We start from the raw sequence: 15,872 nt of genomic DNA, 5'->3' as shown, positions 1-15,872 counted from the left end.
AGCTATTGTTCACTCCTTTTCTTGTTGTTATGTCTCTGTTGTGTTGTGAATGTATTTACTTTTGATTGCTTGTGTATTGTAATGCTCATTCCATTCTCATTTAAAAATTTAAAACGATGACGATTCAATACAATTTCGCAATCTATCCAAAAAGTATTGAAACACATTACAACTATGTGTTGAACAATTTATTTATGCTACAGAATATAATAACACAAAATATATTGTAAGGTAAATTGAATTTGTGACAATTTATAATAATTATAAATAAAGTAGCGTAAAAGAGTAATAAAAAACCAATCCCTATGTTCATTTAAAATAATGACACATAAGAATCGGTTTATATTTTTGTTTAATATTGTAGCGACTTGTATGATTTCAATTTAATTCTCAATTATCATAATTGAGTGTCGTTTTGTTTAGGCACAAGTAACAAAATGATAACGAATGATAAAATTGCCATTCCTGCGTTTAACCATAATGCAATCATTGCACCTGTATAAATGTTTGTCATATTTGATACGATTGCATAAACTGCACCACTCAATGCGACGCCAAATGCTCCACCTAATGCAGAAGCCATTTTATAGATACCTGCAGCAACGCCTACTTTTTCTAACGGTGCATTTGCAATTGCTGTATCTGTTGATGGTGTAGCATATATTCCTAGTCCTAAACCAAAGAATAAATAACCTATAATACAACAAATGACATACAATATTTCTGGCAAAAATGTTAATGAAATGAGGCATTCTCCGACAATAAGCACTCCTGTTCCAATTAACATTGGTTTCTTGCATCCGAGTGTTTGAAGTAACTTTTCACCAACACGAATCATAATTAATACCATTACTAAATAAGTGATTGATAAACTTCCTGCTTGCAATGAAGAATATCCTAAACCTCTTTGAACAAATGTGTTGGCTACTATTAATGTTCCTGCAACACCATTTAACAAAAAGTTTGAAGCTGTTGCACCTGTATAAGCTTTATTTTTAAATAATTTAAAATCGATTAAAGGATTTGTAGCACGCTTTTCAAGAACTATAAATAAACTAAAAGTTCCAATTGCAATTGCTAATAATGTGATAAAAAGAAGTGAGGTTACACCTAATTCTGATCCTTTAGTAATTAAAATATTTAAACTGAGGAGCATAATGACTAAAAGAACCAGACCTTTAATGTCAAATTTATTTAGAGAAATCGATTTAGATTTAGTTTCAGGTGTGCCTTTAATAAGAAACAGCGCAATTAATGAAATTATAATTGATAGGATGAAAATCCAACGCCAACCTAAAAGCGTTGCAACTGCACCTCCAAAAAATGAACAAACACCAGAGCCGCCCCATGAGCCAATTGACCAATAACTTAAAGCGCGTTGTCTATCTTTCCCAATGTAATATGACTTAATAATAGACAAAGTTGCAGGCATAATACATGCTGCTGAAAGTCCTTGAATTAATCTTCCTATAATAAGTAATAAAGGAATATTTGAAATAATGATTAATAATGAACCCAATATATTTAAGATAATACCAATGTTCGTGAGTTTAATTCTGCCATATTTATCAGCAAGACCACCTGCTCCTACTACAAACATTCCTGAAAATAAAGCAGTTATACTAACGGCGATATTAACCGTTCCAATATCTGTATTGAAACTATCTTCAAGTATTGGTACAACATTAACCAATGATTGTGCAAATAGCCAAAACGTTATTACACTTAAAACAATCCCAATTAACAACTTATTATTGCCTTCAAATGCCTCTCTTGACGGCTTTTCCATCTCTATTTGCCTCCCTATACTTTTGAAAACAGACAAATTCCATAACAGAAATTTGTCTGTTCCATAGAATAATTGAATGGTTTTTGATTTTAATGTGTAAAACTTTAAATTTATTAGTAGTCCATCCATTTATTCTCAATGCTAGTTATCTTACCTTATGCTGCTTTTTGTTTCTTCTTATAGTAATAAACTGGTATACCAAGTGCTGTTATTAGAATGCCAATGATTGCTAATATAAATTGTGTAAACAGTGTATTAATTAATACAAATGATCCTGCCAAAATAGCAATTAAAGGTATGATTGGATATAACGGTACTTTATATGGTCGCTCCATATTTGGTTCGCGTTTTCTTAAAATTATTACCGCAACAAATGACATACAATAGAACAACCAAATAACAAAGATTAACATGTTTGTAATTGTATCAAATGCTCCCATTGACATCATGATGATAGCGATTATAAGTTGTATAATTGCGCCAAACCATGGTGCGCCAGATTTTGTTAATTTTGCGAATAAGTGGCTGAATGGCAATAATTTTCTTTCAGCCATTGCATATGGTACGCGCATACCAGTCATAGTATAGCCATTGATCGTACCATAAACAGAAATTAATATACCGATTGTAATAATCTTACCGCCATTTTCACCAAATAATATTTTTGATGTATCTGAAGCTGCATTTAAATTACCAGCAAGTAGTTCTATTGGCAGTGTTAATAAGAATGTAGCGTTAATTAATAAATACACAGCCATAATACAACCGATACCAACTGAAATCGCTAAAGGTAAATCGCGTTTAGGATTTTTAAGTTCCCCCGCAACATTTCCTACATGAATCCAACCATCATATGCAAACATAGTTGCTAATAAACCACTACCAATTGCTGTAAAGAAACCATTTCCTGAATTACCTGTAGTTGGAATTAATGAAAAAGTGATATCTCCAGATTGAAAAATACCAAAAATTACGATAACGATGATTGGAATCAGTTTAATTACTAATGTAACTGATTGTAAAATTCCGCCTGCTTTTGAACCTAGGAAATTTATCAACACAATAGATAACGCAGATGCGATTGCTATTGGTATTAACGAACCTATAGATAAATGGAATAAATTAATTAACTGTGTCGCAAATACGATAGACAATGCTGCTACGTTAGCTGGAAAATAAATAAATGATTGCGCCCAACCTGATAGGAAGCCCCAGAAATCACCGTATGTATATTCTATATACTTCGTTAAGCCACCTGTTTCAGGGATTGCAGCAGCAAGTTCTGCTGCTGTTAACCCCGCACAAATGGTAATGATGCCGCCTAGGAACCATACAAACAAGGCCATTCCTGCTGTTCCTGTTACTTCTGTTACGTTTGATATTTTAAAGAATACTCCTGAACCAATAACTGTTCCCATAACAATAGCAAACGCTGAGAAGAAACCTATATTTTTTTGTAATTCTTTACCATTTGACATAATTACACCTCATTTTTAAGATTAAATGTTTTAACCTACCACACCCTTGCTTGTATCTGCAATATTCAGTCCATGTTCAATGACACCTGAAACTCTAGTTAAGTCAACATTCCCGCCTGAAACTAAAGCAACAACATTTTTATCTTCAAGCCATTTATTGTTTATTTTTCCACTTAAAATTGCAGCTGTTGGTAATGCCCCTGCACCTTCAGTAATAATTTTGGCACGCTGCATTAAATCTTTCATAGCATGTTCAATCTCTTCTTCAGTAACAAGAATAAACTCATCTACTAAATGTTTAACTACTTCATATGTTTGTTCACCAGGAACTTTTACATCACAACCATCTGCTATTGTGCTATCCACTCGATGTTCAGTTAAATCTCTCTTATAGAAAGACTCAGCCATACCATGAACATTCTCAGATTGAACACCGATAATATGAATTGAAGGGTTAAATGATTTTAATGCGGTGGCAATACCTGCAATTAATCCTCCACCGCCAACTGGTACGATGACTGTATTCACATTCCAAATATCATCTAAAATTTCTAAACCAATTGTTCCTTGGCCTGCCATTACAAACTTGTCGTCATATGGATGAACGATTGTCATGCCATTTTCTTTCGCTAATTCTTCCATATAAAGTCTAGTTTCGTTAAAGTTTTTACCTTTTAAAATAACCTTTGCCCCATAGCCTTTTGTTGCTTGTTGTTTCGCTTGTGGTGCTGTTTCAGGCATTACGATAGTTGCATCAATGCCTAATAATTTAGCTGTTAAAGCAACACCTTGTGCATGGTTCCCAGCAGATGCTGCGATAATGCCTTTTTCTTTTTGTTCATCTGTTAAGTGATTAATTTTATTGCTAGCGCCTCTAAATTTAAAAGATCCTGTGAATTGCATATTTTCTAATTTTAGAAATACATTCCCTTTAGTTATACTTTGGCTTAAATACATTGATTTAATTAGAGGTGTTCGACGAATAAATGGTTTAATGCTTGCTTTAGCTTCTTCGATATCTCCTAAACTTACAATATGTGCTGTTTGTAATGTAACTGTGTTGGTTGTCATAATAATTACATCCTTTCGTTTTGTAAATTTTTAGTCCAAACTATAATGCTATATTTAAAATATTCATTTCACTCAATTTCATTTAAATTACTATCTATTCGATAACATTTAATATTTCTTTATAATCTAGGTCATGTGATGTAGCTAATCCTTGGTTTGTCACTTGTCCTTGGTAAATGTTTACTCCAGTACTTAAGGCTTCATTATCTTTAATTGCTTGTTCTAGGCCTTTGTCACAAATTTCTAATATATAATCAATATTTCCTTGTGCTAATGCCATTGTTGAAGTTCTTGGGACTGCTCCTGGTTGATTTGGTACACCATAATGAATCACACCTTCTTCTTCATACACCGGATCAGAAATTGTAGTTGGTCTAATTGTTTCAATAGTTCCACCTTGGTCAATAGCTATATCGATTAATACTGAACCTTTTTTCATTGATTTAACCATCTCACGAGTAACCAATTTTGGCGGTTTCGCACCTGGAATTAAAATTGTAGAAATAAATACATCTGCTTTTTTAATTTGTTCTGCTAAATTTTCTGGTGTTGATTTGACTACTGTGACATCTTTTTCTGCATACATATCTTCAAGATATTTAATGCGGTCATCGTTTAACTCGATAATGATTACTTTAGCATTTAGTCCCAAGGCAACATTTGCTGCATTTGTTGCTGCTACTCCACCACCGAAAATCACATATGTACTACCAGGTATATCCACATTTTCATGTACACCAGTCACTAAAGTACCTTGACCACCATGTTGTGCTTCAGAGTAATAAGCTCCCATAATTGCTGAGCGTTGACCTGCTATAGCACTCATTGGCGCTAATAATTCTGCTTTTCCATTTTTTATAATGGTTTCACCACTAATCGCAGTAACACCAACTTCTTGCATTTTTTCTACTATTTCTTTTGAAGATGCTAGATGTAAAAATCCCCATATAATTTGATTCTTTTTGAAATATTGATATTCGCTTTCATGAGGTTCTTTTACTTTGATAACAAGATCTGCTTCCCATGCTTGTTCGTGAGTTACGATCTTAGCGCCTTCTTTTTCATACATATCGTTAGAAAATCCTGAACCAATGCCAGCATTTTTTTCAACAATTACTTTATGTCCTGCATCCGTTAACTTACGCACATTTTCGGGTGTGCAAGCTACACGTCCTTCACCTTGTTTTAATTCTTTGACTACTGCAACTAACATTTGCAACACTCCTCTTTCGTTTGTGAATAATTTCACAATTATTTTATCCTTTGGTTATGAATATGTAAATACCATTAATTAATTATTCATATTTTATCTATAATTTGTTAATAAATATTTAATATATTATTCTTATTCTTAAATATTATGTGCAATTATACTACTATATTTATTTCTTATACTTCATTTGATTTATAGTTGTATTAATACATTGACTCAAAAACTAATTAATCAAATCCATTTTTTTAATGAATAAAGTTGTAACTGTACTATTTTGTAGTGTATGGTAATTTATTTGGATGAAATATAATTCTTTAAACTCTATTGATTAATCAAATATGTATCAATCAAAATTCGGCTTATTTATTCACTTTGACATATCCAAATACGCAAAAAGACTATTTCTACCTTGTATCGATAGAAATAGTCTTTTTATACTTAATTGGTTTAATTTTTCATAAAATCTTATACTCTTTAAAAATGGGATGAAATATATTTTCCTGAAACATGTAATTCATGTTCGTTACAAATTGATAAAATATGATTAAGCGTTGTTGCAAATGACATTTTCTCAAAAAGTGCATCACTATCAATTGGTACTTGTGTGTGAATTTCAGCCAGTCGCTTCGATAAATATAGTTCATCTAAATTGTCATTAATCTTATTACGTTGCCCAGCTGATAATGCATCAATGTTTTCAACCACATTTTCAACGCTTTGATATTGCTGAATTAACTTAATAGCCGTTTTCTCACCAATTCCTTTAACACCTGCATATCCATCTGCTGTATCACCCATAAACGCTTTAATATCGATTAGTTGTTGTGGTTCAAGGGCATATTCTTCGTTAAAACGATGTAATGTATATCTATTATAAATGTTAAAACCTTTTTTAATTAGCCAAACTTCAACATTGTCATTAATACATTGCAGTAAATCTTTGTCGCCCGTAATAATATAGACATCGTTATCAGTTGAATATTGTTGTGCTAATGTACCTATAACATCATCCGCTTCATAGTTTTTAACGCCAATATTTACAAAGCCAAATTGCTCTGAAATTTCTTTAACATAATCAAATTGTGGTATCAATTCTTCTGGTGGTGCAGAACGATTTTGTTTATAACCATCAAACATATCATTTCTAAAAGTTGATTGTCCCATATCCCAACAAACAGCTACATGTGTAGGGCGTATTTCATGTATTGCCGAAAAGATATGACGCACAAATCCTTGTATTCCATTTGTAGGTACACCTTGTGAATTGTACATAAATTGTTTATGAAGGCTTGTAGCATAGAAATGTCTAAATAATAGCGCCATACCATCTACAAGTAATATTTTATTAGGCATTTAAAACGTTCCTTCTTTCTTAATATAAAATAGTTTTCAGTTGTTGATGTTTATCTTTCAATTGATTGATAAGTGTTGTATCTAAATCAAATGCTAATAAATCGTTTATTTGCGCTTGAATATTAGCTTCAAAACTTTCAAATTGCGATTCAGCTTCTACAGCCATTTGCTTAACATATAATTCAAGTTGTTGCCTCAATAATCCCATTTGTGGTTGTAATAATCCTAACGTACTTTGACAAATTGATTCATGTATATCTCTTTGCCCATTTGGATTCAAAATTTTACGTTTTGTTAATTGTTTAGGCAATGCATTTAGCATATCGTTGAAATCGATGTGCAATAATGGTTGCTCTATATTAGCTGATTCAAAGTTAAACTGAGGATTAACAATGACATGTAAATCTGCTAATTGTTGAACGATTGGTGCAATTTGTTCAGTGAGTTGCTTATTAAAGTATTTTTTTATACGTTCTGTAATTAAAGATTGCTCTAAAAACAATCGTTGATGAATTTGATCTAAGTATACTCTCGTAGACACTTTCTTTTCTTCATTAAAATCACTATTTTGCGTCATTTGAGAATTAAACACTGATTTAACATCGTCAAGTAGTTGTAGTTTTAAACGAGCATTTAAATGATAAACTTGTTCTTCAACTTCGTTGTCTGTATGTTGTAGCGTCGCATCAATTAATTGATGTTGTAAACGCTGTTTATCTTTATAGACTGTTAACCTTTGTTGGCGACGTGAAATATCAGCTTTATTTGTTTCAAATTCTGTAATCATCTCAACATAAGAACGATCCATTTGTTGAAGCTGATGAATCATTTGTTGTTCTAAAATTGATTTAGATTCAACATCAACAAATTGTTGTATGCTTTGTTTTAATTGATCAATACCCTTATCTTCAGCTTGCAATGCATTTCGACTTGATACAGCAAAAATGTCTGATTGTAAGTGTACTTGTCTTAATGCATCTGATACATATGTTTCAACCGCTTCAAGATCATCTTGACTTTCTGCTAAATCAGCAGCATTAATTACCATTTTAAATGCTTGGTTTTCATTCAGCTGGTTCATATCTTTCATGTGTTCTATAAACGCTTTGTCATTATCAGTAAATGAATGATTAAAATAACTTACATACAATATTAAGTCTGAAGAAGTTAAAATTTGCTCGGTTTCATTTGTATGCCTTTGGTTATTTGAGTGTAGCCCTAATGAATCAACAATTATTTTACCTTTTAACCAATCATGCATTAATGCAATGTGTACTGTTTTAACAAATGTTGCGTATTCATCTTCTGCACTCCACTTTTTCAATTCTTGTTGATTTATGGCATGTTTTTCTCCATTTTCCAACATATTGACATACAAATTATAATGTTTTTCAACTGCATGAACAAAAGCAAGTTGATTTTTATTTAAATGTGATTTTAACTTTTCTAAATCTGAATTAATAAAGTCTTCTATAGTTGAAAAAGACATATTTTGGTATTCAACTACTGCATTAATTTCATCTAATAATTGCGATTGTGATTTTAGCGTTATATAACTCTCATCTCCATAAGATATTTCTGTAGTAGCTGCTGTAGTAGGATTTGGAGAACTGACTAAAATCTGCTCGCCTAATAATGCATTTATCAAACTACTTTTACCCGCACTAAATGTTCCAAATACACCTATTTTTATTAATTTATTATCTATACGTGTTAATGTTTCGTGGATATCCTGCTTTGTACGCTTGAACAAAGGCACATCCGAAATTATATCAAGTGCTTTTTGAATATCTATAGACATATTTGTTGTAGCTGTATTTTGATTTAGCTGCTGATTATCACGATTATCTTGAGCATTATCAGTAGCCACTTGATATGTTGTCTCTTGTCGATCTACTAATTTATCTAGAGATTCATCTAAATGAATATAGTAGTGACGATAATTCTTAGTCGTCAATGATTGACGCAGCTCATTTAATTCTGTATAACGTTGATATTCTTTTAAATCATCACTTTCTTCTGTTGGTAATTCATCTGCCTGCACATTTTCTATTATTTCTTTAAAAATCGGTGTTGATTGTTGTTCAACATATTTCTTTATGGCTTTAACCACTTCGTCTGAAAATGTAAGTACATAAGTATTGCTGATTGATGTTTGTGGTTGATATAAACCTTCAATCATTTCCGGCTTAACGTCATAATGCTGATTTAATACTTTATCTGAAGCTTCTTTTTTATTGATAAAACGCGTAACAAATGACATATCTTCTCGCATTGGTTGACGAATTTGTTGATTAACATGTTCTTGTAACGCATCTGTCGCTGTTAATAATCGCTGTTGTTGAATTTGTAGCTTTTTCTTCTTTTTATTAAAAAGGCCGCCAACATTAAAGTCTTGAGACATACTTTCCAAATAACTTCGTAACATTTCTCTCATATTATGTGGCATAATGTATGCATTTTCTAAAATATTTTTACGCTTATTCTTTAAAAATGCCATTAATTCATCTGGATTATTTAAAAGTTGTGCCTCTTCACTAATTGCTTGATGTTGTTGACTATTTAAAAATGCTTGTTCAAACTCTGCTTCTTCGATACCTAAATCTTCTAGTACTTCCTGGATTTCAGACTGAATGTAATCTAGCTGAGCTTCGGTAATATATTCAACCGTTCTTGATGTATAATCCTCTATTGTCTCTCTATGTTGATCTAATGAAATTAGATAACTTGATAATACTTCAAGTTCATTTTCAGGGTGATCAAATTTCGATACATAAAAGGTGCGTTCTAATTTAATACCCCAATCTGCAATTGATTTTTCAACTCGTGATTTAAACGTAGAGAATGACAATTCATCGTCTTGATGCTTGTCAATTTGATTAATGATAAACACAACAGGTATTCCAACATCATTTATATGCTTCATAAACTTAAAGTTAAGTTCAGATTGAACGTGGTTATAGTCAACCGTATAAAATATCATATTACTTGTATACATATATTGTTCTGTTATTGACTGATGTGATGCAACATTTGAATCAACACCTGGTGTATCTTGCAACGTAAACCCATTTTTAAATTTAGCTGATTGAAAATTAATTTCTACAGATTCAACGTCAACATTTTGGCGATTCATTTCCCTTACTTCATCATAATTAGATAATTTGGCATACGTTTGATTCGGCAAATTAGCAATAATATCGGGATTGTCTGAAACTGACACGATAGCAGTATTACTTGTCGTTGGTACAGGTGAACTTGGTAAGATATCTTGTTCAATTAATAAATTTATCAGTGTCGATTTACCTGCAGAAAAATGTCCAACGAACGAACATGTATATTGCTGCAAATATACTTTCTTAATTACTTGGTTAATTGTATGTAAAAGTGCTTCATTTCGCGACTTTTCAACTTCTTTTTTTAATTTATATAAAAGATCTAAATGTTCTTTATTAATCATGTTACTTTCCCCTTTGGTTCGTTCACATAGAAATGCTTGCTTGTTAAAACGAATTCATACAATATCAATGTCCATTTAAACAAAGATCGTTGAATGGCTCGCATTGTATTATGTTTAAATTTTATCATAGCTGCTTGATAAAACATACGAATAATCAATTTTCTTCAAACATTCCAACTTAAAAGTTCATTTTTCTAAAAATCACAAATCATCGTTAAATTTTTCTAGAAAATAAATATTGTCACAGTTTGTTCACACACGTCACAGAATTGACACCGTATAATAGCCAATTGGGAGGGAAATATGAAAAATACATTTAATCCATTACAAAGATTACATTTCTATGCAGCAATATTTATTGCTCCACTGTTAATCACTTTAACCATTTCGGGCATTGGTTACTTGTTCTTTCCAGAAGTTGAAAATAATATTTATAAGAATGAGTTTTTTGGTGACAGTGATGTCAAAACGCATCAAACATTAAATGATGCAGTACATCAAGTTGAACGACAATATGAAGGATTCTTTGTAAGTAAAGTTAGCATACTTGATGAACCATATAACAAACGAATTACACTGAGTGATATGGCAGGAAATCAGCGTTACGTCTTTCTAGATCATAACAATCAATTTGTTGCAGATCAAAATGCGAAACATACGTATTCTAATGTGATGCGAAGTATACATAGTTCTTTGTTTACTGAAAATACTATTATTAATTATTTAGTTGAGTTAACCGCATGTTGGACGATATTCATGATTTTATCTGGTACTTATTTACTCATTAAGAAGCATTTAATTTCTAACAAAAGTAAGGCACTTCGTTGGCAAAAGTGGCACGCAATGATTGGAGTTATCATTGCAATTCCAGTGTTTGTATTAGTTTTAACTGGATTGCCATGGTCTGGTTTTATGGGCAGTAAAATTGCCGGTATGATGGACACAAACGGTGACCTTGGTCAAGGTGAATTAGCGATTAATCCACCTAAATCAGATTTGAATGAATTACCTTGGGCTACTCGTAAAAATAAACAGCCAGCTTCATCCGAAAAAGGTTCAAGTAGTCATCATGGTAATGCAGCAATGCCTCAAACCAAATTAGATTATCAAATATCTATTGATAAGGTCGTTGAACAGGCGCAAAAAGCTGGTATTAAAAAGCCGTTTTCAATCGTATATCCAAGTGATAAACATGGTACCTTTATTGTATCTAATACTAGTAATTCAGGTGTTACTGGGCTAGATGTATCACCTTACAAGGAACAAACACTTTATTTCGACCAATATAGCGGTAAAAAGCTAGGTACGATTAAATATGATGACTACGGTATTATTGCTAAATGGTTTACATGGGGCATTCCGCTTCACGAAGGTCATTTATTCGGTATTTTAAACAAAATCATTAATTTATTTGTATGTATCGCTTTATTAGTAGCCATTGGTATGGGATTTGTCTCTTGGATAAAGCGTACAAAAAATACTGCAGTAAAAGTACCACATCGCGTAAAAAAACCAGCATCTATATCACTCATTATATGTTTAATTGTATTAGGACTATTAATGCCATTATTTGGATTATCACTTATCCTAGTATTTATAATTGAATTAATATTATATATTAAAGATCGTCGTGCTAAACAATAATGCACTTAAAGTTTTGAACTGACGAAATTTACAAAATGATTCTCGACTCTCTAATAACTTAAAACGGGTTCTATAATAAATCGTACTGATGGAGCTTGGGAGATAAATCAATGTCCTAGGGTCTATAATATTATATTGGCAGTAGTTGACTGAATGAAAATGCGCTTGCAACAAGCTTTTTTCAACTCTAGTCAACCTTGCCGGGGTGGGACAACGAAATAAATTTTGTAAAAATATCATTTCTGTCCCACTCCCATCTGTCCGATTTTTTGAATTTGAAGATAAAAAAGCATCTAAAACGTATAAGAAGATTACTTTACTTCTTCCAAATTACGTTATAGATGCTTTTTATTAATTCATATGCATGTCGTGAATTTTCATCATTAAACCGTGTGGGACGTCATCATGTTTAACAATTTCTTGTTTATAAAAAGTCTTCCCATCATCTTTAGAAACTAATTTTACAAAGTCTCCTTTTTTCGGTTTAAAATCATTTGATGGTTCTACTTTGATATTATGTTTGACTAATCCATCTTTTTCACTGACAACTTTTTCTGCATTTGTATTACTATTCATATAACCAAAATAAGTCGTTTTTTGACTAGAAAAAATCATTAAACATACAACGGCAATACCAATAACAACCAATGCTATAGATAAACCTAGACCCATTTTTTTACCCATATATAGACTCCTCCATTTTTCAAAAATACCTATTATCATGAGAACTTAATTATTACTAATTTTAGTCACGCATTAGAAACATTTTAGTTTTCAATAGTTTTACGTTCTGTCTTTTTACCCCAGTATTGATAATAAGTACATTCTATATATCCATTAAATAACTTACGTCGCTTCGTTGCTTTACGATCTACTAAATATTCAAATTCTTTATTACTTGTTAAAATGTATGTAGATAAAAATGGATGTTGTTTCATTAGTTTACCAATATAACGGTACATTTCTTCAACTTCTTCACGATCACCAATACGTTCACCATATGGAGGATTTCCAATTAACGCCACCGGTTCTTCTGTATCAATTGTTAACGTATTGACATCTTTTACACTAAATTTAATAATATCAGACAACCCAACTTCTTCAGCGTTACGCTTAGCAATCTCTACCATTTCAGGATCGATATCAGAAGCATATACTTCGATTTCTTTATCATAATCAGCCATCTTATCCGCTTCATCACGGTAATCATCATAAATATTTGCTGGCATGATGTTCCATTGCTCTGATACGAACTCGCGATTAAAACCAGGTGCGATATTTTGAGCAATTAAACAAGCTTCTATAGCTATTGTACCCGAACCGCAAAATGGATCAATTAAAGGTGTATCACCTTTCCAGTTTGCAAGACGGATTAAACTTGCTGCCAACGTTTCTTTAATTGGTGCTTCACCTTGTGCTAATCTATAACCACGTCTGTTCAAACCAGAACCTGATGTGTCGATAGTCAATAATACATTATCTTTTAAAATGGCAACTTCAACAGGATATTTGGCACCTGATTCATTTAACCAACCTTTTTCGTTATATGCGCGACGTAATCGTTCAACAATAGCTTTCTTAGTTATCGCCTGACAATCTGGCACACTATGTAGTGTTGATTTAACGCTTCTACCTTGAACTGGGAAGTTACCTTCTTTATCAATAATAGATTCCCAAGGGAGCGCTTTGGTTTGTTCGAATAATTCGTCAAACGTTGTTGCGTTAAAACGTCCAACAACAATTTTGATTCGGTCTGCTGTGCGCAACCATAAATTCGCCTTTACAATTGCACTTGCGTCTCCTTCAAAGAATATACGGCCATTTTCAACATTTGTTTCATAGCCTAATTCTTGAATTTCCCTAGCAACAACAGCTTCTAATCCCATCGGACAAACTGCAAGTAATTGAAACATATATGATTCTCCTTTTATACAGGTATTTTATTCTTAGCTTGTGTTTTTTTATACATTTCCAACAAATTTAATCGCTGATACATTAACGCATTTGCTTATCATTTTAAAACAAGGCAGTGTCATTATATCAAGACAAGGCGTTAATTTTAAGTGTTCTTTTCATGAAAAAAGCTCTCCATCATCTAGGAGAGCTAAACTAGTAGTGATATTTCTATAAGCCATGTTCTGTTCCATCGTACTCATCACGTGCACTAGTCACACTGGTACTCAGGTGATAACCATCTGTCTACACCACTTCATTTCGCGAAGTGTGTCTCGTTTATACGTTGAATTCCGTTAAACAAGTGCTCCTACCAAATTTGGATTGCTCACTCGAGGGGTTTACCGCGTTCCACCTTTTATATTTCTATAAAAGCTACGTCACTGTGGCACTTTCAAATTACTCTATCCATATCGAAAGACTTAGGATATTTCATTGCCGTCAAATTAATGCCTTGATTTATTGTTTCATCAAGCACGAACACTACAATCATCTCAGACTGTGTGAGCATGGACTTTCCTCTATATAATATAGCGATTACCCAAAATATCACTTTTAAAATTATAACATAGTCATTATTAGTAAGACAGTTAAACTTTTGTATTTAGTAATTATTTACCAAATACAGCTTTTTCTAAGTTTGAAATACGTTTTAAAATATCTACATTATTTGAAGATGTATTTGTTGTTGTATTATTCGAAGAAAAACTTTTATTGTCCTGAGGTCTAGATGTTGCTACACGTAGTCTTAATTCTTCTAATTCTTTTTTAAGTTTGTGATTCTCTTCTGATAATTTTACAACTTCATTATTCATATCGGCCATTTTTTGATAATCAGCAATAATGTCATCTAAAAATGCATCTACTTCTTCTCTTCTATAGCCACGAGCCATTGTTTTTTCAAAATCTTTTTCATAAATATCTTTTGCTGATAATTTCAATGAAACATCTGACATTTTTTCCACCTCATTAGAAACTTTGATCTTCAGACCACTGTAAGTCATTGATGAATGCTGTTAATTCATCGAACGTCACAATATCACAAGTATAGTTTGTTTTATCCATAAAATCAACTAACATCTGCTTGAAGAACTTAGGACTCGCCTCTTGTTCCTCATCATAAATGAGCAATGTTTGATCCGAATGTTCAAGCATAAATTGATCTGCTTGTTTAAATTGAAAGGGACCTTGATACGACGTATGAAAAATACTATCAACATAATCTGCTTGCTTAATTATGTTGGCATACTTACTTTGATTATGTTCATTCCACTTTTCTGTATGTCCTTGGAACGGTGTAATTACAGCAAACTTTAACGAATCATATGTTCGTTGTAATTCAATAACAACTTCTGCAGTCCATAATTCTATACCCATTTGCCCTTGTATTAACACCCATTCTAATCCTTCATCCAACAGTTGTTCAATTTTATGTTTTATAAATTGTTTTAAATAATGTACTTCAGGTGCGTCATCTTTAAAAATGTTTAATTCGAATGATTTGTAACCTGTTACATAAACTGTTTTAACCATAGGTACCCTCTTTAGTTATGCCATCTAATATGTTTTGTAAATCATATTGAACACTTTTAAGCTTTTCAATAAATAACTTTCGACTTGTTCGCTTAAAATGACATTCGACAGAAAGTTGTTCAATGTTAGCAATCAGTAGCTCAAATTTCCTTGAATTCATATAAGGTACTTCTATAATAAATTCACGATGTAATTTGATCTCATTGAGCAAGCTATCAATATGTTCAGTATATGGCTTTACAGTTTGGTAAAAATCATGATCTTGTTGTTGTGATTTCACATTTTCAAAATTTTGTTGCATGTTGTTAACTTCATAAATTAGTGATTCGACTACATCATTCATGAGGACGCCTCCTACATTTTTTAATTTATCACAAT

The 15,872-nt window shown here is 32.0% G+C and carries 12 protein-coding genes and 1 other RNA gene; 1 reads left to right on the top strand and 12 read right to left on the bottom strand.

The genetic code is table 11. From position 1 onward, the window contains the following. Positions 1 to 397: 397 nt before the first annotated feature. The 6 genes from norB to IDG45_RS03785 form a co-directional block, all read right to left on the bottom strand. Positions 398 to 1,789, bottom strand: coding sequence for a multidrug efflux MFS transporter NorB (gene norB, locus IDG45_RS03810; RefSeq protein WP_000414690.1), 1,392 nt, complete (start codon positions 1,787 to 1,789; stop codon positions 398 to 400). A gap of 155 nt (positions 1,790 to 1,944) precedes the next feature. Next, positions 1,945 to 3,267 (bottom strand): APC family permease, encoded by a 1,323-nt coding sequence (locus IDG45_RS03805; RefSeq protein ID WP_000064778.1) that lies wholly within the window; start codon positions 3,265 to 3,267, stop codon positions 1,945 to 1,947. A 30-nt stretch (positions 3,268 to 3,297) separates the two neighbouring features. Then, the gene (gene tdcB, locus IDG45_RS03800; RefSeq protein WP_000210828.1) at positions 3,298 to 4,338 is read right to left on the bottom strand and encodes a bifunctional threonine ammonia-lyase/L-serine ammonia-lyase TdcB; all 1,041 of its coding nucleotides are present in this window, start codon (positions 4,336 to 4,338) and stop codon (positions 3,298 to 3,300) included. A gap of 94 nt (positions 4,339 to 4,432) precedes the next feature. Further along, a complete protein-coding gene (gene ald, locus IDG45_RS03795; RefSeq protein ID WP_000959426.1) occupies positions 4,433 to 5,551 on the bottom strand; it encodes an alanine dehydrogenase in 1,119 nt (372 codons plus the stop codon). 474 nt (positions 5,552 to 6,025) lie between these two features. After that, positions 6,026 to 6,904 carry a 5'-3' exonuclease gene (locus IDG45_RS03790; protein WP_001133019.1) on the bottom strand — a complete coding sequence of 293 codons (879 nt, stop codon included), beginning with the start codon at positions 6,902 to 6,904 and terminating at the stop codon, positions 6,026 to 6,028. A gap of 19 nt (positions 6,905 to 6,923) precedes the next feature. Continuing rightward, positions 6,924 to 10,364, bottom strand: coding sequence for a dynamin family protein (locus IDG45_RS03785; RefSeq protein WP_031927645.1), 3,441 nt, complete (start codon positions 10,362 to 10,364; stop codon positions 6,924 to 6,926). A 303-nt stretch (positions 10,365 to 10,667) separates the two neighbouring features. Between IDG45_RS03785 and IDG45_RS03780 the strand changes: the two genes are divergently transcribed. Continuing rightward, positions 10,668 to 12,008, top strand: coding sequence for a PepSY-associated TM helix domain-containing protein (locus tag IDG45_RS03780; RefSeq protein ID WP_031927646.1), 1,341 nt, complete (start codon positions 10,668 to 10,670; stop codon positions 12,006 to 12,008). A gap of 351 nt (positions 12,009 to 12,359) precedes the next feature. Here IDG45_RS03780 and IDG45_RS03775 read toward each other — a convergent pair whose 3' ends face one another. From IDG45_RS03775 to IDG45_RS03750, 6 genes are all read right to left on the bottom strand, one after another. Continuing rightward, on the bottom strand, positions 12,360 to 12,692 hold the full coding sequence (locus tag IDG45_RS03775) for a DUF4889 domain-containing protein (RefSeq protein ID WP_000516800.1): 333 nt from the start codon (positions 12,690 to 12,692) through the stop codon (positions 12,360 to 12,362). Between the two features lie 83 nt (positions 12,693 to 12,775). Continuing rightward, a complete protein-coding gene (locus tag IDG45_RS03770) occupies positions 12,776 to 13,921 on the bottom strand; it encodes a THUMP domain-containing class I SAM-dependent RNA methyltransferase (RefSeq protein ID WP_000487150.1) in 1,146 nt (381 codons plus the stop codon). Positions 13,922 to 14,130: 209 nt separating this feature from the next. After that, positions 14,131 to 14,510: RNase P RNA component class B (gene rnpB / locus IDG45_RS03765), an RNA gene on the bottom strand. Between the two features lie 62 nt (positions 14,511 to 14,572). Next, on the bottom strand, positions 14,573 to 14,917 hold the full coding sequence (gpsB, locus tag IDG45_RS03760) for a cell division regulator GpsB (protein WP_001286320.1): 345 nt from the start codon (positions 14,915 to 14,917) through the stop codon (positions 14,573 to 14,575). Between the two features lie 13 nt (positions 14,918 to 14,930). Continuing rightward, complete coding sequence (locus IDG45_RS03755) at positions 14,931 to 15,494, bottom strand: SLOG family protein (protein WP_000241310.1); 564 nt, start codon at positions 15,492 to 15,494, stop codon at positions 14,931 to 14,933. Further along, the gene (locus IDG45_RS03750) at positions 15,487 to 15,837 is read right to left on the bottom strand and encodes a YppE family protein (protein WP_001000802.1); all 351 of its coding nucleotides are present in this window, start codon (positions 15,835 to 15,837) and stop codon (positions 15,487 to 15,489) included. The genes IDG45_RS03755 and IDG45_RS03750 overlap by 8 nt, the downstream gene beginning before the upstream one ends. Positions 15,838 to 15,872 lie beyond the last annotated feature (35 nt).

It is taken from the genome of Staphylococcus sp. EG-SA-10, assembly GCF_017151945.1.
GTDB lineage: Bacteria > Bacillota > Bacilli > Staphylococcales > Staphylococcaceae > Staphylococcus > Staphylococcus aureus.
Note: the sequence above shows the minus strand (reverse complement) of the source record. Positions and strands in the feature narration are given on the sequence as shown.